The organism is Corallococcus sp. Z5C101001, from assembly GCF_007352635.1.
GTDB classification, from domain to species: Bacteria; Myxococcota; Myxococcia; order Myxococcales; family Myxococcaceae; genus Corallococcus; species Corallococcus silvisoli.
In genome coordinates this window covers 1,352,891-1,369,930 of record NZ_VKLU01000001.1, presented here as the reverse complement: position 1 = coordinate 1,369,930, position 17,040 = coordinate 1,352,891, and the positions used below count along the sequence as shown (strand labels likewise).

General features: G+C 70.6%; 11 protein-coding genes, 5 tRNA genes and 1 other RNA gene. 11 read left to right on the top strand and 6 right to left on the bottom strand.

What is annotated here, in order from left to right:
- The first annotated feature begins 81 nt into the window (after positions 1-81).
- A complete protein-coding gene (locus FOF48_RS36350; protein ID WP_186001781.1) occupies positions 82-501 on the top strand; it encodes a hypothetical protein in 420 nt (139 codons plus the stop codon).
- A gap of 348 nt (positions 502-849) precedes the next feature.
- On the opposite strand, the gene FOF48_RS05585 is transcribed toward FOF48_RS36350, so the two are convergent.
- Both FOF48_RS05585 and FOF48_RS05580 read right to left on the bottom strand, forming a co-directional pair.
- A complete protein-coding gene (locus FOF48_RS05585; protein ID WP_186001780.1) occupies positions 850-1,812 on the bottom strand; it encodes an SDR family oxidoreductase in 963 nt (320 codons plus the stop codon).
- Positions 1,809-2,663: a lysophospholipid acyltransferase family protein gene (locus tag FOF48_RS05580; RefSeq protein WP_143899048.1), complete on the bottom strand. Its 855-nt coding sequence runs from the start codon at positions 2,661-2,663 to the stop codon at positions 1,809-1,811. The genes FOF48_RS05585 and FOF48_RS05580 overlap by 4 nt, the downstream gene beginning before the upstream one ends.
- 91 nt (positions 2,664-2,754) lie before the next feature.
- On the opposite strand from FOF48_RS05580, the gene FOF48_RS05575 reads away from it, so the two are divergent.
- Positions 2,755-4,191 carry a DUF2252 family protein gene (locus FOF48_RS05575; RefSeq protein ID WP_143899047.1) on the top strand — a complete coding sequence of 479 codons (1,437 nt, stop codon included), beginning with the start codon at positions 2,755-2,757 and terminating at the stop codon, positions 4,189-4,191.
- Positions 4,192-4,463: 272 nt separating this feature from the next.
- On the opposite strand, the gene FOF48_RS05570 is transcribed toward FOF48_RS05575, so the two are convergent.
- The 3 genes from FOF48_RS05570 to FOF48_RS05560 form a co-directional block, all read right to left on the bottom strand.
- Complete coding sequence (locus FOF48_RS05570; protein ID WP_143899046.1) at positions 4,464-5,411, bottom strand: polysaccharide deacetylase family protein; 948 nt, start codon at positions 5,409-5,411, stop codon at positions 4,464-4,466.
- A 13-nt stretch (positions 5,412-5,424) separates the two neighbouring features.
- Positions 5,425-6,135 carry a glycosyltransferase family 2 protein gene (locus tag FOF48_RS05565; protein ID WP_143899045.1) on the bottom strand — a complete coding sequence of 237 codons (711 nt, stop codon included), beginning with the start codon at positions 6,133-6,135 and terminating at the stop codon, positions 5,425-5,427.
- Positions 6,136-6,213: 78 nt separating this feature from the next.
- Entirely contained in the window at positions 6,214-7,527 is a 1,314-nt protein-coding gene (locus FOF48_RS05560; protein WP_143899044.1) for an NAD(P)/FAD-dependent oxidoreductase, read from the bottom strand.
- Positions 7,528-7,757: 230 nt separating this feature from the next.
- On the opposite strand from FOF48_RS05560, the gene FOF48_RS05555 reads away from it, so the two are divergent.
- The 9 genes from FOF48_RS05555 to ffs all read left to right on the top strand — a co-directional run bounded on the left by FOF48_RS05555 (position 7,758) and on the right by ffs (position 15,512).
- Entirely contained in the window at positions 7,758-12,815 is a 5,058-nt protein-coding gene (locus tag FOF48_RS05555; protein ID WP_143899043.1) for a tetratricopeptide repeat protein, read from the top strand.
- Positions 12,816-12,971: 156 nt separating this feature from the next.
- Positions 12,972-14,252 carry a serine--tRNA ligase gene (serS, locus tag FOF48_RS05550; RefSeq protein WP_143899042.1) on the top strand — a complete coding sequence of 427 codons (1,281 nt, stop codon included), beginning with the start codon at positions 12,972-12,974 and terminating at the stop codon, positions 14,250-14,252.
- A gap of 124 nt (positions 14,253-14,376) precedes the next feature.
- Positions 14,377-14,463, top strand: a tRNA-Ser gene (locus tag FOF48_RS05545).
- Positions 14,464-14,505: 42 nt separating this feature from the next.
- Positions 14,506-14,595 (top strand) — tRNA-Ser (locus FOF48_RS05540).
- Positions 14,596-14,625: 30 nt separating this feature from the next.
- Positions 14,626-14,702: transfer RNA gene (locus FOF48_RS05535), tRNA-Arg, on the top strand.
- Between the two features lie 27 nt (positions 14,703-14,729).
- Complete coding sequence (gene tadA, locus FOF48_RS05530) at positions 14,730-15,197, top strand: tRNA adenosine(34) deaminase TadA (protein ID WP_143899041.1); 468 nt, start codon at positions 14,730-14,732, stop codon at positions 15,195-15,197.
- 7 nt (positions 15,198-15,204) lie between these two features.
- Positions 15,205-15,291: transfer RNA gene (locus tag FOF48_RS05525), tRNA-Ser, on the top strand.
- A 13-nt stretch (positions 15,292-15,304) separates the two neighbouring features.
- Positions 15,305-15,391 (top strand) — tRNA-Ser (locus FOF48_RS05520).
- 28 nt (positions 15,392-15,419) lie between these two features.
- Positions 15,420-15,512, top strand: an RNA gene (gene ffs, locus FOF48_RS05515) — signal recognition particle sRNA small type.
- A 78-nt stretch (positions 15,513-15,590) separates the two neighbouring features.
- Here ffs and FOF48_RS05510 read toward each other — a convergent pair.
- Complete coding sequence (locus tag FOF48_RS05510; protein ID WP_255441919.1) at positions 15,591-16,937, bottom strand: glycosyltransferase family 39 protein; 1,347 nt, start codon at positions 16,935-16,937, stop codon at positions 15,591-15,593.
- Between the last annotated feature and the right edge of the window lie 103 nt (positions 16,938-17,040).

Below are 17,040 nucleotides of genomic sequence, written 5' to 3'. Positions count from 1 at the left end.
GACTCCGGTGCTCTTAGCGGGGAGCGCGGACCATAGCACTGCCCTCGTCCCTTCCGCCCAGCGGGTGGTAGCGTCGCGCACGTGAAACGCCTGTCCGCCCTGATGCTCGTCCTGGTCCTCGGTGGGGCCTGTGCCCACACGCCCCCGACCTCCGACCTGGAGACCCTCCGCCCCGTCGTGGAGGGCTTCCACAAGAACCTGCGCTGGAGGAACTACCGCGCCCTGTCCACCTTCCTCGTCCCCGAGGAGCGCCAGGACTTCGAGCGCAAGCGCCGCGAACAGCACGACGAGCGCGACCTCACCATCACCGACTACGAAATCGAGGACGTGAAGCTGGCCGACGACGGCCGGCGCGCCACCGTCCACAGCCGCATCCAGTGGATGCGCCTGCCCTCCGCCACCGAGCAGACCGACACCGTCACCTCGGAGTTCGTCTTCCGGGACGGCATCTGGCTGCTGGAGAAGCAGCAGTCGGGCCCCTTCGCGGGCGAGCTGGAGTAGCCCCGCCCCCACCCCGCAAAAAAGTCGCCCACCGCCTCGGGGCCGGCCGAGACGGTGGGCGTCGAGGGTTCCCCAATGGAACCCCCTACCAGGGTGACGATGTCGCGCGGTACTGCCGGCCCGCTGCGACCCCGCCGTGTTGCCTGGCTTCTAGAGCAATGCCGGTGCCAACCGCTCCGTCCCCCGCCCCCACCCGCGTTCCCATGGAAAATCAGGGGCTTGTATCTCCTCGCTCCCCGCAGCCTCCGTGCCATGCCTGACACTCGTGTCAGGCCCTCCCTGCCATAGCACCGGCTCCCCAATGACATCCGTGTCAGGGAACCGTGGGGGTGGCCCACGGAAGATCCACTACTCGCCCACCACGGAGCGGATGGTGTCGCGCATGGAGTGGTGGGCCTTCCAGCCCACGTCCTGGACCCAGCGGTGGCCGTCCACGGCGCAGAGGAACTGGATGTGGTCCAGCTCCGGGGGCGGGAAGTTGGCCAGCCGGTAGCGGAACATCAGGCCCAGCAGCGGTCGGGCCACCGGGTGCGGCACGGGGATGGCGGTGTGGCCCAGCTCCCGGAGCACGGCGGAGAGGGGCACCTGGCCGGGGCCGACGACGTTGTAGACGCCCTTGGGCTCCGGGCGCAGGGCCTCCACCATGGCGCGCGCCACGTCCTCCACGTGGATGAGCTGCACCATCGGATCGAACCCCGCGAGCGTCCACGGGTGGCGCAGCCGCAGGTAGTTGGACGGCGCGTTCTTGATGGTGGGCCCGACGATGTGGACGGGCCGGAGGATGACCGTCTCGATGTCCGGGTGCTTCCAGAAGAAGCCGTGCGCCAGCATGTCCACTTCGATGAGGTCGCGCACGCCGGAGAAGCGGCTCGCGGCCATCAGCGGCGCGTCCTCCGTGAGGAAGTTGGAGTTGTCCGGACTGGGGCCGTAGACGTTGGCCGAGGACAGGACGACCACCTTCTTCACGCCATACTTCGCGCAGTACTCCAGCAGGCGCGTGGTGCCCACGACGTTGAACGAGTGGTGCTCCTCCTCGCTCATGCGCGGGTCATGCATGATGCCCATGTGGATGACGGCGCGGACCTCGTTCTTGCGGAAGACGTCCTCCGCCTTCTTCTTGCGCAGGTCCAGCTGGTGCATCTCGACGTCCTTCGGCCGCCCGATGAAGGGACGCCGGTCGATGCCGATGATGCGCTCGCGCTTGTGCAGCATCTTCGCCAGCGTGCGGCCCAGGTTGCCGCTGATGCCGGTGACGACCACGGCGGGGCGCTTGTCCACGCCGGACTCCTTCTCCTCGTGGTGGGCGCTCACCAGAACACGCCCCGGCGTTCCTTGAGGCCCTGGTGGAGCATCGCCTGGATGGAGGCCTTCACGGTGCGCACCTTCTTGTCCAGTTCGCTGTCCTCGTCGTCCGCGCGGCCGGTGAAGTGCAACGCGTCGCCGAAGTAGATCCGGTACTTCGTGGGCAGGGGGAAGGGCGTGCCCGTGGGAGTGATGGGGAAGGACGGGAAGCCCAGCAGCTTCGCCAGGGGCTTGAGGTTCATCAGCGCGGGGGCCTGCTCCTCGGCGCCCACCACGGCGATGGGGACGATGGGGGTGTTCGTCTCCAGGGCCAGCCGCATGAAGCCCAGGCCGAACTCCTGGAGCTGGTAGCGCTGGGGCCACAGCTTGTTGAGCCCGCGCGTGCCCTCCGGGAACACCAGGATGGCCTCCTCCGCCTCCAGCAGCCGCCGGCAGTTCTCTGGCGTGCCGACAATCTGCCCCACGCGCGCCATGAACGTGGACACGTATGGCAAGGAGGGCACCCACTTCTCCACCATGCTGCGGATGGCGCGCGGCGGCGAGCCCTCCACCATCAACGCGATGCCAATCATCGCGCCGTCCATGGGGAGCTGGCCGGAGTGGTTGGACACCAGCAGCACCCGCCCGGAGGGAATCCGGTCCGCGCCGTAGGCCTCCACGCGGAAGTAGTGGCGGTAGAGCCACAGGAACGGGGCGATGGCGGCCAGGCTGTAGTCCAGGTTGAATCCGAACGGATCCACCCCGTACTCGTTCTCTGTCCGGGCCAGGCCCTGGAGTTGGTCCGCCTGATGCTCGCCCGCCATGCGCTCGGTCCAGCCGCGCAGGCCTTTCTTCACCTTGTCGCTGAAACGCTCCAGCATGAGGTGGCTCTTAGCACCCCAGAATGCACACCGGGAGTGCGCCGGCAACCCACGGACCACTTCTGACGACAATCCGCCGGAAGGTACTCCCATGCGCATCCCGACCAAGCCCTCATCGCCTCCCTCCCGGCCGTCCGCCTCGGGGTCCACCGTCGCCGCCACGATGCTGACGCTGGCCTCCACCGGCGCCGCGAACGGGCGGATGAACTCCGCCGTCAGCGACTTCCAGCCCCAGCCCTCTTCGTCACGGACCGGTAACGCCCGGGGCGCGAACGGGCTGGCGCTTGCGTCGGCCGCGACGCCCGGCCTCGCGCGGAAGCCGTCCCAGGCGGTGGCCTTCGTGCGCGACTTCAACGCGCGGCTGGACCTGCCGCCCGCGCGCCTGAAGGAGAAGCTCGCGCAGATGCGGGAGAGCCCGTCCGCGATGTTCCGCGCCATGCCCGCCCTCTTCCACTCCGACGTTCGAGGCCCCTATGCGCAGGGCACGCGGCTGACGGACCGGCCCGCTCCGGACATCCGGGTGGTGGGAGACCCCCACGTGGGCAACCTGGGGACGTTCCGGGGGCCGGACGGCAAGGCGGTGTGGGGGCTGAACGACTTCGATCAGACGGGCACGGCCTCACCGGAGCTGGACCTCGCGCGGATGGCGACGAGCGCGGTGCTCACCGCGCGCGAGGCGGGCCTGTCGTCCGGTGATCAGCGGAAGGCGGTGGAGGCGCTCGCGAAGAACTACTTCGAGACGCTGGAGCTGCTGGCGGAGGGAGACGTGACCCCGGGGGCGTTCCTGGACAAGAAGGAGTCCTCCGGCCCGGTGAAGGACCTCATCGGGAAGGCCCGGGACGCGTCGGCGAAGGACCTGCTGTCGAAGTACGTGAAGCTCGACGGCTCGAAGGGCCCGCGCTTCCTGCATTCGGACACGCTCAAGCCGCTGGACGCGGAGCGGAAGTCGGCGGTGCGGACCGCGCTGGCCGCCTACGAGAAGTCCCTCCAGGGAACGGAGGGCGTGGCGGTGCCCCTGAAGGTGCTGGACCTCGCCGAGCGCCTGGACGCGGGCGGCAGCAGCTACGGCCTGGAGCGCGACTACGTGCTCGTGGGCGCGGCGGATCCGAAGGCGCCGCCGGTCCTGCTGGAGATGAAGGAGCTGCTCGCCTCCAGCGTGAATGCGCCCCCGGCCCCCGCGGACGGCGCGGACGTCGTGAAGGCGCAGCAGGAGCTGTCGGGCTCCGTGAATCCGCTGACGGGCGCGGTGAGCATGGGCGGCCGGGCCTTCCTCGTGCGCGAGGTGGAGCCGGAGAAGAACAAGCTGGATGACAGCGTGTTCCAGAAGAAGAAGTCTCTGAACTCGACGTTCGAGCAGGCGGGAGTGGTGCTGGCCCGGGCCCACGGCAACACGCGCGAGCAGGCCGCGCGCCTGGAGGACTGGGTGGGCGGCGACACGAAGGAAGCCACGAAGCGGCTCACCGCCTTCGCGCTGGCCTACGCGGATCAGGCGGAGGCGGACTGGAAGGCCCTGAAGGCCGCGCGCTGAGCCCCGCGCCACGGCCCGACCGCCTTGCTCGGAGCAAGCCCCGCGGAGGGCGCTCCAAGGCACCGCACGCCCAAGGCGTTGCGAGGGAACCAGCCCTCGCGGAGCGGCCCTGAGCGCCCCCTGCCCATGGTGCGGGAGGAGGCCGGGGTCGCATCGCGCGGCTCCGCCAATCGCTCAGAGGGTCGCCACCAACTGCCCCGCCGCATCGGGCAGCGCGACGACGTCGAAGTCGTCCCTGCGTCACCGGAAGATGGCGCGGCTCCGCCAATCGCTCAGAGGGTCGCCACCAGCTGCCCCGCCGCGTCGCGCAGCGTGACGACGTCGAAGTCGTCCTTGAGCCACTGGAAGATGCTGCGCAGCCGCTCCTGCTTCTTCGCCGCGCTCACCCGGAGGTCGCGCTGCTGGCGCACGAGCTCCCACGGGATGCCGTCCGCCGCGTCCAGCACGTCCACGCCGTGCAGCTCGAAGTTGAAGAACGGATCCGCCCGGCACGCGCGGTACGCGGCGCGCATCGTGCCGCGAGGCAGCGTCGTCGCGAAGGTGCCAATGAAGGGGAAGCGCACCACGGGCGTCACCGTCATCGGCAGCTCCACCACCGCGCCCGACCCGCGCCGGTAGGGCTGCGCCGGGTCCGGCCGGTACGGGACTCGGGGCGCCAGCAGCACGCGGGGTGAATCCAACACGGAGCGCGACGGCCGCCGCAGCGCCGCGAGCGCCCCCATCACCGCCGCCTTCGCCACGTAGTACGGCGCCGCCGGGAACGCGGAGGAGCCGTACTGGTAGCCCTGCGCCACGGTCGCCGCGTACAGGTCCGCGTTCAGCGTGTAACCGGGCGCTCGGAAGCCGGAGGGGCGCACACCGACAGCCTTCAGGATGGCCGTGTCCGCGCGCGAGAGGTCGTCCGCGATGGCGTCCGCGCCCCGCCGCGTGAGCGCGTAGTCATGCGCGTGGCTGTGGCTTGCGATCTCGATGCCCGCCGCGTGGGCACGCCGCATGCCCTCCGCCGCGCCGGGGTCCGTCTCCAGGTCCTCGCCAATGGCGAAGAACGTCCCGGGCACCCCCACGGCGGACAGCAGCTCCTGGAAGCGCGGCACCGCCACGCGGTGCACCAACGTCCGGGCGCGGTCGTCCAGCAGCGACTCGGACAGACCGTGGATCCGGCAGTAGTGCGGCAGCGAATCCAGGTCGACGGAGATGGACGCCAGGCGCGCCGCCGGCATGGGAGGCTCCCTCTCAGGTCCCGCGGACGCGGATGACGTAGAACAGCTTGCCCACGTTCTTGAGCACGTTGGGCACGCGCTTGAACAGGTGGATGGACGGCTGGCGCTTCTCGTGGAGCTGGATGGGGATCTCCATCACGCGCAGGCCCTCGCGCCACGCGCGGATGACGAACTCGCTGGCGAACACGTCCATGTCCACGACGCACTTCTGGATGACGGGCAGCAGCGCTTCGCGCCGGAACGCCTTCAGGCCATGCGTGTCGGTGCCCTGGAAGCCCAGCGCCACGCGCAAGAGCTTGTTGTGCACCCGCGTGGCCGCGCGGCGGATGAGGGGACGCTGGTCGCTCGCGCCCTTGGCCGCCTTGGAGCCCACGACCATGTCCGCCTCACCGCGCTCCAGCCGGGGCAGCGCCGCGTCGTAGAAGGACAGGTCGCACAGGTCGATCTCGTCGCACACCACGTAGGTGCCCTGGGCCTTGAGGATGCCCGCCTTGAGCGCCACGCCGTAGTTGGGGGTCTCCGAGTGGAACCAGCGCAGGCGCGGGTTCTTCGCGCACAGCTCTTCCAGCAGCTGCGGCGTCGAGTCGCGGGAGCCGTTCTCCGCGAAGATGATTTCGTAGTCGAGCCCGCGAGCATCCAGCCCCTGACGCAGCTCTTCGGCTGCCTGGGCGATGATGGACTCCTCGTTGTAGACGGGGATGACGACGGAGAGGTGCAGGGCCATGGGTCCGGGAAGCGAAAAGGAAGGCCTCGGGGCGTAGCACGCCCCCGGACCACCGTCGACAGGAGACGGCGCCTTGCGTCAGCCGTTCAGCGACCGGGCGCAGGCCCGCCCGCCCAGGATGGCGTCCTCCATGGAGGAGTACTCCCACTTCCCATAGCGCCCGGCGGTGAGGATGCCCGCGTGCTCCAGGAAACGGTTCACCTCCGCCATCGCGGGCCCGTACGCGTCGTCATAGAGGACGTACGCGTTGGGAATCTCCCGCCCCTTCGTGAAGAGGATGTCGTCCGCCGAATGGATCATCTGCGAGCGCAGCAGGTCCTCCACCGCGTACCGCTCCGCGTCCGCCAGGGACAGCTCGCCGTGGTGGCTGAACTCGACGGAGAAGCTGGCCGTGTCCGGCGGAGCCAGCGCCGGGTACACCGCCGACGGGGCCCCGATGCGGTACGAGTGGAACTCCGGCTCCGGCAGGTAGATCCAGTGCCACGGCTGGCGGTTCGCGCCCCGGGCCCCCACGCACACGTACGTGACGATGAAGGCGCGCAGGCGCTTCGCCGCGGCCTGCACCTCCTCCGGAATCCCAGAGGCCCCCCGAGCGATGAGCTGCACCAGCGTCGGCAGCGCGATGGAGGACACCAGCCCCGAGTACGGCAGCGTGCGCCCGTCCGACAGCGAGACCTGCTTCGCCCTCCAGTCGATGGAGACGGGCTCGGTGTGGACACTCAGCTCGCCCCCCTGGAGGTGCTGCTTCATCGCACGCGCCAGGCTCTCGATGCCGCCCTCGCGCGGGTAGAGGAAGGAGGCGTTGTAGCCCAGCTGATCACTGCCAGCGCCGAGCGCCCCGTCCACGACCTCCTTCAGGGTCGGGCGCGGCACGAACCGGCCGACCCAGGCGGCGGACATCTCGCGCGGGTGCACGGTCCAGAGCTTCTGGTTGTAGGGCAGCATGAAGTTCTTCGCGAAGCCCTCGCCCATGTAGCGGAGGATGAACTCCTCGAAGTTGACGGGGTCGCGCTCGCGCAGGGAGCGGCCCTTCTCCCCGTAGATGGCCTCCACGTAGCCGACCAGGTTCTCCGCCACGACCTCCGGCGGCAACCCATGGGTGTTCACCTGGTACGGGAAGCGCGTGAAGGTGTTTCGTGAGAACACCGCGGCGCGGCGCTGGATGCGCACCAGCTGGTCCGGGAGCCAGAGCGTATTGACCAGTTCCTGGATTTCCGGGTCACGCAGGTGGAGCCAATGGCCGGTGGGGTCGAAGTAACACCCGTCAATGACCTCGGTCTTGATGAGGCCGCCGACGCGGTCCGACTTCTCGATGAGGCGCCAGGGGCGCTTGAGGAAGTGCGCGGTGGACAGGCCCGCGAGGCCCGCCCCGAGGATGACGATGGGATCCATGCGCCGGCGGGTCTAGCATCCCGACCGGGGGGCAGGAAAAGGAACGCGTACTGCTGGTGGGGGCAGGCGCCCGGCCTCCTGCCAGGCTGGGTGACGGCTTCGTGCACCGGGGGCGCGTTCTTTCCGGGCTTGAAACGGCTCTGCTAGCCTGCACGCGCCGCGCGAACCATCGCAGCGCCCCCGTCATTGCTGCGCCTGCGCGCGCCAGCCGGTCTCGTCGAAGGAAAACAATGAAAGTCTCCTGCCCGTCGTGCCAGACGAATTACAACATCGATGACAGGCGGATCCCGCCCGGGGGCGCGAAGCTCAAGTGTGCCCGGTGCCAGACCACGTTCCCCATCAAGGCCGATGGCGTGAGCGCCGAGGCCCCCGAGACCGCGCCAACCGCGGCCCCCCCGTCCGCCGCCGCGCCCCAGGCCGCCGCCATCCCCCTGCCGGGCACCGCCGCGCCCCAAGCCGCCGCGATTCCGCTCCCCGGCACCGCCGCGCCCCAGGCCGCCATCCCGCTGCCGGGCAGCGCCGCACCGCAGCCCGCCGCCATCCCGCTTCCCGGTAGCGCCGCGCCGCGCGCCGCCGCCATCCCGCTCCCGGGCACCGCCGCGCCCCAGGCCGCCGCGATTCCGCTCCCCGGGAGTGCCGCGCCGCGCGCCGCCGCCATCCCGCTCCCAGGCAGTGCCGCGCCGCAGCCCGCCGCCATCCCGATGGGCGCGGGTCCCGCCGCCATCCCGCTCCCGGGCAGCGCCGCACCTCCGGCCGCCGCCATTCCGATGGGCTCGGGGCCCTCCGCGATTCCGCTCCCCGGCACCGCCGCGCCCCAAGCCGCCGCCATCCCCCTGCCGGGCACCGCCGCGCCACGCGCCACCGCCATTCCCCTGGGCGCGAGCCCCACGGCCTCCGCCGCCATCCCCCTGCCCGGCACCGCCGCGCCCCAGGCCGCCGCGATTCCGCTCCCCGGTAGCGCCGCGCCGCGCGCCGCCGCCATCCCGCTCCCGGGCAGCGCCGCACCTCCGGCCGCCGCCATCCCGATGGGCGCGGGGCCCGCCGCGATTCCGCTCCCGGGCTCCGCCGCGCCCCAGTCCGCCGCCATCCCCCTGCCCGGCACCGCCGCGCCGCGCGCCGCCGCCATTCCCCTGGGCGCGAGCCCCACGGCCTCCGCCGCCATCCCCCTGCCCGGCGCCGCCGCGCCCCAGTCCGCCGCGATTCCGCTCCCCGGCAGCGCCGCGCCGCGCGCCGCCGCCATCCCGCTCCCGGGCAATGCCGCGCCGCCCGTCCCCGAGGATCCGTTCTCCTTCGACGACGACGTCCCGCCCGCCGCGTTCGCCTCGCCAGGCGTGGCCGCGCCCCGGGCCATCTCGCTGGACGCGGGCCCTGCGGCGCCGGTGGCGCTGCCGGATGACTCTTTCAGCTTCGACATGGAGGCCGCGCCCCCCGCGCCCCAGGCCGCGGAGGACGACTTCGCGGAGGTGGGCAGCGGCGAGTTCTCCTCGCTCGACACCAGCGACTTCTCCGAGCCGCGCGAGGACGTGACCCGCGTCGTCGCCATCCCCGTCCCCACCGCCGCCTTCCGCGAACCCACGGCGCCGGTCGCCTACGGCTCGCAGGAACCGAGCGGCACCGCACGCGACTTCGACTTCTCCGAAGACCCCATCGCCTCCACCCCCGATCCGGAGACGGACTTCGGCAGCACGCCCGACTTCGACTTCTCCGAGGACGCCAACCTGCCCGTCCCGGTGCAGGCCGCCGAGGACGCGTTCACCTTCGACATCAACGATCCCTCGAACGCCCACGGCCCTGGGGCACCGCGCCCGCAGCCCCAGACCTACGGCTACGGAATGCCCGCCGAGCCCCAGGCGGATCCCTTCGCACTGGCCCCGCCCCCCGCGGAGCCCGAGGCGGATCCGTTCGGCCTGCCCCCGCCCTCCTCCTACGCGGCCCCGGCCCCCATCGCCGACCCGTTCGCGCTGCCCCCGCCCCCCTCGGCCGGCGCCTCGCCCTACGATCTGGGCGACCTGCCCGCCGCGGGTGAGGCCCCCTTCGCCCTCCCGCCCTCGCCCGGCCTGGACTTCTCCGACCTGCCCTCGCCCGCCTCGCCGCCGGCCATGGACTTCTCGGACCTACCCTCGCCCGCCGCGCCCGCGTCCTTCGACTTCGCGGATCCGCCGCCCGCGTACGGCCAGTCCCCGGTGCCCGACTCGGATCCGTTCGCGGTGGACTTCACGTCGCCGCCGGCCAGCGCCGCGCCCGCCCCGGACTTCTCGCTCGACTTCGGAGACCCCGCGCCCCCGCCCCCGGCCCGCGTCAACCCGATGACGGACTTCGGCGACGTGGACTTCGGTGACCCGGCCCCCGTGCCGGCCTCCGCCGCCACGGGCCTGCCGGACGCGCTGGAGTTCGACCCGACCGCCGCGCCCGCGGATGACCTGGAGGCGGACCTCTCCGCGCCGCTGCCGCCCCCGCCCGCCGCGGGCCCCACGGACGGCCTGGAGATGCTGAGCTTCATCGACGACAGCGCCGGCAAGGAGGCCGGAGGCCGCGTGCCGGTGAAGCGCTTCCACGTGCGCCGCCGCTCCGGGAAGATGTTCGGCCCGTTCGAAGAGGGCGTCATCGTCAAGATGCTCGAGGACGGCCAGCTCCTGGGCAACGAGGACGTCTCGCCTGACTCGGAGGCCTGGTCCGCCATCGGCACCGTGCCCATCTTCGCCTCCGCCATCCAGCGGCTGATGGAGGGCCCGGCCAAGGCCGTCCCCCTCGCGGCCACCGCGGCGGCGGCCAGCCCGGACGCGCCCGGCGCGGACCCCGCGAACCCCCAGGCCAGCATGGAGCGGCTGCGCCAGCTCTATGAAGGCCGCATGGCCGCGGTGTCCGTCGTGGACCGCAGCGCGGCCGACCTCAAGTGGAAGAAGCGCCTGCCCATCTTCATCGCCGCGGGCGTGTCGGTGCTCGTGCTGGGCACGGGCGCCAGCTTCGAGGCCAGCCGCTACGGCGCCTTCGGCCGCAACAAGCTCTTCCCCGCCCGCGTGTCCGCGGGCTCCTCCGAGGCGAAGCTCGTGGAGGAGGCGCGCAAGGGCCTCCTGGAGGACACCTACGCCAGCTACAAGGAAGCGCGCACCAAGAGCGCGCAGGTGCTGGCCACCAAGGAGTACCCGGAGGTTCGCGCCCTCTGGTGCCAGTCCGTGGCCTACCTCCAGCGGCGCTACGCGGACGGCGAGCGCTCCGACCTCACCGCGTGCGGCAAGCACATGGAGACCATCGAGCTGCTGGGGGAGAAGAACGTGGAGGTCCTCAAGACGGCCGCCGCGATCGCCCTCACCAACCGCAAGGGCGCGGATGTGCAGGCCCGCCTCCAGGACGCCTACAGCCGCGAGGACAACCAGGGCGATTGGGAGCTCGCGTTCCTGCTGGCGGAGACCTACGCGCAGCAGAAGGACATCCCCAACGCCATCACCACGCTGACGAAGGTGCTGGAGAAGAACCCGAAGTCGGCCAAGGCCCATCACGCGCTGGGCAACCTGTACCAGGCACAGGGCAAGGCCGACGAGGCCGCCAAGGCCTACGCGGACGCGCTCGCGGCGGATCCGCAGCACGCCGCGTCCGCGGTGGAGCTGGCCGCGGTGGAGCTGCTGGTGCGCAAGGCGAACATCGACCAGGGCGCCCAGGCCGTGGAGAGCGCCCTGAAGCTCCAGGACGAGCTGGGGCCCGCCGAGCGCGCCCGCGCCCGCGGCCTCAAGGGCGTGGCCCTCTTCCAGCAGTTCAAGCCCAAGGAGGCGGAGACGGAGCTGAAGGCCGCCCTCAAGGACAACCCGGACTCCAGCTTCATCAAGGCGCAGCTCGCCCTGGTGCTGCGCTCGCAGCGCGACTACGACGGCGCGCTGCCGCTGTACGCCTCGCTCGCGAAGGAGGACAGCGCCAACCTGGAGTACGTGGACGGCCACATCACCGCGCTGGTGATGACGGGCAAGATGCAGGACGCGCTCACCGCGGTGGAGGCCGCCAGCAAGAGCTTCCCCAACGAGGCGCGCATCGCGTACCTCTACGGCCGCATCGAGGACGCGCTCGACAAGCCCACGGAAGCCGAGGGGCACTTCAAGCGCGCCACCGCCGCGGACGCCAAGCTGGTGGACGCGGGCCTGTACCTGGGCCGCCTGTACCTGCGTCAGCACCGCAACGCGGACGCACGGGCCCTGCTGGAGGCCGCCGCGCAGCAGGCGCCGGACCACGCGGGCGTGCACGCGGGCCTGGGAGAGCTGGCGCTGGCGGAGAACAACAGCCTGCTGGCGCAGCAGGAGTTCGACCGCGCCGTGCAGCTGGACCCCAACCTGGCGGACGCCCACCTGGGCCTGTCCCGCGTGGCCCTGCTGGGCGGTGACGCGGCCCGCGCGGAGACGGAGGCCAACCGCGCCCTGGAGCTGGATCCGCACCTCTTGAAGGACGGGCGCCTGCAGCGCGGGCTCGTGCTCTGGCGGCTGCACCGGCTGGATGAGGCCGCCGCGGAGCTGGAGAAGGCGAAGCAGGAGGATCCCCGCTCCACCACCACGCCCATCACCCTGGGCGCGGTGCTGCTGGAGAAGGGCGACCTGGGCGGCGCGGAGAGCAACCTGGGCCTCGCGCTGCGCAACGAGCCGTCCAACCACGAGGCGCTCTACTACCTGGGCCTCGTGCGCGCGAAGCGCTCCGAGTACACCCAGGCGCTCGACAGCATGAAGACCGCGGTGGACCGCGCGCCCAAGCGCCCGGACTACCACTACGCCTACGGCGTCATCCTGCGCGACGCGAAGCGGCTGCCGGACGCCATCGAGCAGTGGCAGGCCGCGGTGGCGCTGGACTCCCACTACGCGGACGCCCATGAGGCCCTGGGCCACGCCTTCCTGGAGCGGGGCGAGTTCGACAACGCCATCGCCTCCTTCGAGGCCGCGCTCAAGGCGGATCCGCAGCGCACGCGGGTGATGGGCGCCATGGGCGACGTGCTCTTCAACGCCGCGCGCTGGGACGACGCCGTGCGCCGCTACCAGGCCGCGCTCAAGGCGGATCCGAAGCTCACGTACGTCTACTACAAGGTCGCGCGCGCCTACACGGAGCAGGCCCAGCACGCGAAGGCCATCGACTGGTACAAGAAGGCCACCGCCGCGGAGCCGGAGAACCCGCAGCCCTTCTACTACCTGGGCTTCGCCTACAAGGAGCGCAACAAGCGCAAGGACGCCATCACGGCGTTCAAGGAGTACCTGGCGAAGAAGCCGGGCGCGGCGGACAAGAAGGACATCGAGGACGAAATCTACGACCTCGAACACTAGGCAGGTCCCCGGGCGGGCCCGCCGAAGGCCCGCCCCCGGACGGGCGCGACGGGCGGTCCCGTCAGCCCCTGGGGCCGGGTGGCGTCCGGCCCTGAGCATGCGGCGCGTGGTGAGCCTTGCCGGCCCACGCCCGGGATGACTACAAGGCGGGCCCCTATGCTGGACCTCCGGAACGTTGCGCAGAACTTCGATGCGGTCGTCGCCCGACTGAAGACGCGGGGCGGCAGCCTGGACCTCGGCCCCTTCCAGGCGCTCTTCCTGGAGCGCCGCGACCTCTACGTCTCCATGGAAGCGCTGGCCGCGCGCCGCAACGCCGCCAACGAGGAGATGAAGCGCAAGGCCAAGGAGGATCCGTCCGCGATGGAGAAGCTCCGCGGCGACCTGCGCGGCGTCTCCCAGGAGATCAAGGAGAAGGAGGGCCGCCTCAAGGAAGTGGAGGAGGAGCTCAACCGCATCCTGCTCGTCATCCCCAACGTGCCCCACGAATCGGTGCCGGTGGGCACCAGCGCGGATGACAACGTCCAGGTGAAGGCCTGGGGTGAGAAGCCGAACCTGCTCTTCACGCCGAAGCAGCACTTCGAACTGGGCGAGTCGCTGGGCATGCTCGACTTCGAGCGCGCCGCGAAGGTGTCCGGCAGCCGCTTCACCTTCTACAAGGGCGCGCTGGCGCGGCTGGAGCGCGCGCTGGTCACGTTCATGATCGATGTGCACACGCAGAAGGGCTACACGGAGCTGCTGCCGCCCTACCTGGTGCTGCGCGAGACGATGATGGGCACCGGCCAGTTGCCCAAGTTCGAGGACGACGCGTTCAAGACGTCCGGCGACCCGGAGCGCTTCCTCATCCCCACCGCGGAAGTCCCCGTGACGAACTACCACGCGGACGAAATCCTGGAGGGCGACCAGCTCCCCATCCGCTACTGCGCCTTCAGCCCGTGCTTCCGCGCGGAAGCCGGCGCGGCGGGGCGCGACACCCGCGGCCTCATCCGCCAGCACCAGTTCCACAAGGTGGAGCTCGTGAAGTTCGCCCCTCCGGAGAAGAGCCTGGAGGAGCTGGAGGCCATGACGGACGACGCCTGCGACATCCTCCGCCGGCTGGGGCTGCACCACCGCGTGATGCTGCTGTGCACCGGAGACATGGGCTTCGGCGCGAGGAAGACCTACGACATCGAGGTCTGGCTGCCGGGCCAGGGCGCGTACCGCGAGATTTCGTCCTGCTCGGACTGCGGCGACTTCCAGGCGCGCCGCGCGAAGATCCGCTTCCGCCCCCAGAAGGGCGACAAGCCGCAGATGGTGCACACCCTCAACGGCAGCGGACTGGCCGTGGGGCGCACGAGCATCGCCATCCTGGAGAACTTCCAGCGGGAGGACGGAAGCGTCGCCATCCCGGAGGCGTTGGTGCCGTACATGGGGGGCATGAAGGAACTGCGCCCCCTGTAGTCAGGTGGACCGGGCCCCTTCCGTGAAAAGGGGCCAACATCCATCTTGCAACGGGGAAGAAATAGGGTAGAAGGGCGGCCCCACGGGCGCGGTTGGCCCACGGGAGCCGTCGGCACAAAGCTGTGGAGGCGTGGCCGAGCGGTTGAAGGCAGCGGTCTTGAAAACCGCAGAAGGTGAAAGCCTTCCGTAGGTTCGAATCCTACCGCCTCCGATTTTGAGCTTGAGTTTCGCGGTTCTTTGACAGAGAAGAGTTGGAGAGATGGCCGAGAGGCTGAAGGCACAGGTTTGCTAAACCTGCATACTCGAAAGGGTATCGAGGGTTCGAATCCCTCTCTCTCCGCCACATGTCGTAAAGCAGCAGCCGGGAAGAATTGCTCCCTTAGCTCAGCTGGATAGAGCGTCGGACTACGAATCCGAAGGCCGGAGGTTCGAATCCTCCAGGGAGCGCCACTTCTTCTTTTTTGGCGCGCACGACACATGAGTGACGACATCGCTTTCATGCAGCAGGCTTTAGAGCTCGCGCAGAAGGCAGCCTCACTCGGAGAAGTACCCGTCGGTGCGGTAGCAGTGCTGGACGGCAACGTCGTGGGCACGGGCTTCAACCGGCGTGAGTGTGACCGGAATCCCTTTGCCCATGCTGAGATGCTTGCGCTGGATGCCGCAGCGAAAGCACGCGGTGCGTGGCGACTCTCCGGGGTGACGCTCTACGTGACGCTGGAACCGTGCGCGATGTGCGCCGGTGCGCTGGTCCAGTCTCGCGTTACCCGACTCGTCTTTGGTACAATGGATCCGAAAGCGGGTGCGGTCGGCTCGCTGTACAACTTGGTGGAAGAGCCGCGACACAACCACCGGCTCCAGGTCACGAGCGGCATCTTGGCGGAAGACAGTCGCCAGCTTCTCAAGACGTTCTTCGAGCGCTTGCGCGCGAAGCGACGTGAAAACTGAATACTCTGGAGAGCTGGCCGAGTGGTCGAAGGCACCTGACTCGAAATCAGGCGTACCGGTAACGGTACCGTAGGTTCGAATCCTACGCTCTCCGCTCCATCGTCTTTGGAGAGGTGGCCGAGCGGTTGAAGGCGCACGCCTGGAACGCGTGTATATCTGAAAGGGTATCGTGGGTTCGAATCCCACCCTCTCCGTTGTTATTTTCGCGGTAGCAGCACGGATTTTGTGGTCGGGACAACGTGGGGGCGCGAACCCCGCCAGGTCCGGAAGGAAGCAACGGTAGCGTACTTCCGCGTGTGTCCCGGCCGTTCTGTTTGTCCAGAAGCGCCGATGTCCCTCACTGGGGCATCGGCGCTTCTGCTTTGCGGGCATCCCCTCCCCTGTCTGGCGGCGTCAGTCGCGGGCGAGGATGGTCTCGCGGCCCACCTGCCGGACGACGTGGAAGCCGGCGGACTGGAGCTCCGTCAGGGCCCGCCCCTCGAAGGTGACGGCTCGGTTGAAGGCTCGGTCCCGGATGGAGGCCTGGAAGGCCGCGTCGTGGGGCCAGTCGCAGGTGCGCCAGGGGATGTTCCGGCCCACGTAGAAGAAACCTCCTGAGCCCCACAGCCCCTCGTTGACGATGAGCAGGCCCGTCGCGTCTCCCCGAGTGGCCCGGACGATGGCGCGGAACTGGTCCGCCCGCAGGTCCTGCGAGGGGAAGCCCGTGGCGTGCACGAAGCCCAGGCCCAGGGCCAGCACCGCCACCCCGCCCCTCATCCCCGGTCTGGAAAGCCGCGTGATGGCCACGGCCAGTTGGGCAGCCGCCGCGAGCAGGCCCACCACGAGCCCCGGGTAGAGGAAGCGCTCCTCCTTGTGCGGCGTAATCAGGAGGACGGCCGTGTAGACGACCGCGCAGGTGAGCGGCAGGGACAGCGCGCGCAGACGCAGCAGGGGGCCCACGGACAGGGGCAGGGCGGCCCAGGCCCACAGGGGCACGGCCCGGAGCAACGGCTGCCTGTAGAAGTCCGGCGGTGAGGCGCCGAACGCCGCGGCGGCCTCTCCGGAGATCACGTTGTAGCGGAGGTAGGCCAGGAACGAGTGGAACGGCGTTCCCCAGGTGCCCCAGTCGAGCAGGCCCAGCCCCACCGCGACCCCGGCTCCCCCCAGGACGGTGAAGGCCAGCAGGCGCCACCGCCGCGCGACCGCCAGCCACACCAGCGCCGCCACCACGAAGAGGGCGGACGGATAGCGCGTCACCACCGCGAGCCCCAAGGCCAGGCCCCCCACGAGCCCCGCCCGGCGAACCTGGGCAGCCTGCCCGGTGACCGGCCGGTCCAGGGCCTCCATGGCCACGAGGAGGAAGGACGCGGAGAAGGATTCCGACAGCGTGCGCCCGGCGAAGAGGAGCACCGGACCGCTCAGTCCCAGGAGCAGCACCGCGAGCGCGCCACCCCATGGACCCGCTCGGCGCGCGGCGAAGCGATACGCCGCCCACAGGCTCCAGGCATGCAGGGCGAACTGGGGAACGGCCACCACGCCCCGGTAGATGCGCGGGTTCGTGATGCCGAGCACCTCCGCCAGCTTGAGGAAGGCGGCCAGCACGCCGGGGGCCGCCCAGTTGCGCAGGCCCTCCCGCCACTCCCACGCCAGCACGCCGTAGCCGTGCACGCGCCACCACGCGGGCTCCAGCGACTGGAACACCTCGTCCGGGTGGATGCGCCCCAACTGGAGCACCGCCAGCACGCCGGGCACCAGCGACACCGCGAGGAGTCCCAGGACGCGGAGACTCCCGTGGCGCCTCGCCCAGACGGGCTCGGGGGACGGAGGGGGGGCCGCCGAGGGGGGGGAGCGCGAATCGGGGGCT

Bases quoted from the DNA above. Each gene is read 5' to 3' on its own strand.
- FOF48_RS05580 (WP_143899048.1), bottom strand. From the start codon at position 2,663: ATGCTGGAGCGTTTCAGCGACAAGGTGAAGAAAGGCCTGCGCGGCTGG.
- FOF48_RS05575 (WP_143899047.1), top strand. From the start codon at position 2,755: ATGCGCATCCCGACCAAGCCCTCATCGCCTCCCTCCCGGCCGTCCGCC.
- FOF48_RS05570 (WP_143899046.1), bottom strand. From the start codon at position 5,411: ATGCCGGCGGCGCGCCTGGCGTCCATCTCCGTCGACCTGGATTCGCTG.
- FOF48_RS05565 (WP_143899045.1), bottom strand. From the start codon at position 6,135: ATGGCCCTGCACCTCTCCGTCGTCATCCCCGTCTACAACGAGGAGTCC.
- FOF48_RS05560 (WP_143899044.1), bottom strand. From the start codon at position 7,527: ATGGATCCCATCGTCATCCTCGGGGCGGGCCTCGCGGGCCTGTCCACC.
- FOF48_RS05555 (WP_143899043.1), top strand. From the start codon at position 7,758: ATGAAAGTCTCCTGCCCGTCGTGCCAGACGAATTACAACATCGATGAC.
- serS (WP_143899042.1), top strand. From the start codon at position 12,972: ATGCTGGACCTCCGGAACGTTGCGCAGAACTTCGATGCGGTCGTCGCC.
- tadA (WP_143899041.1), top strand. From the start codon at position 14,730: ATGAGTGACGACATCGCTTTCATGCAGCAGGCTTTAGAGCTCGCGCAG.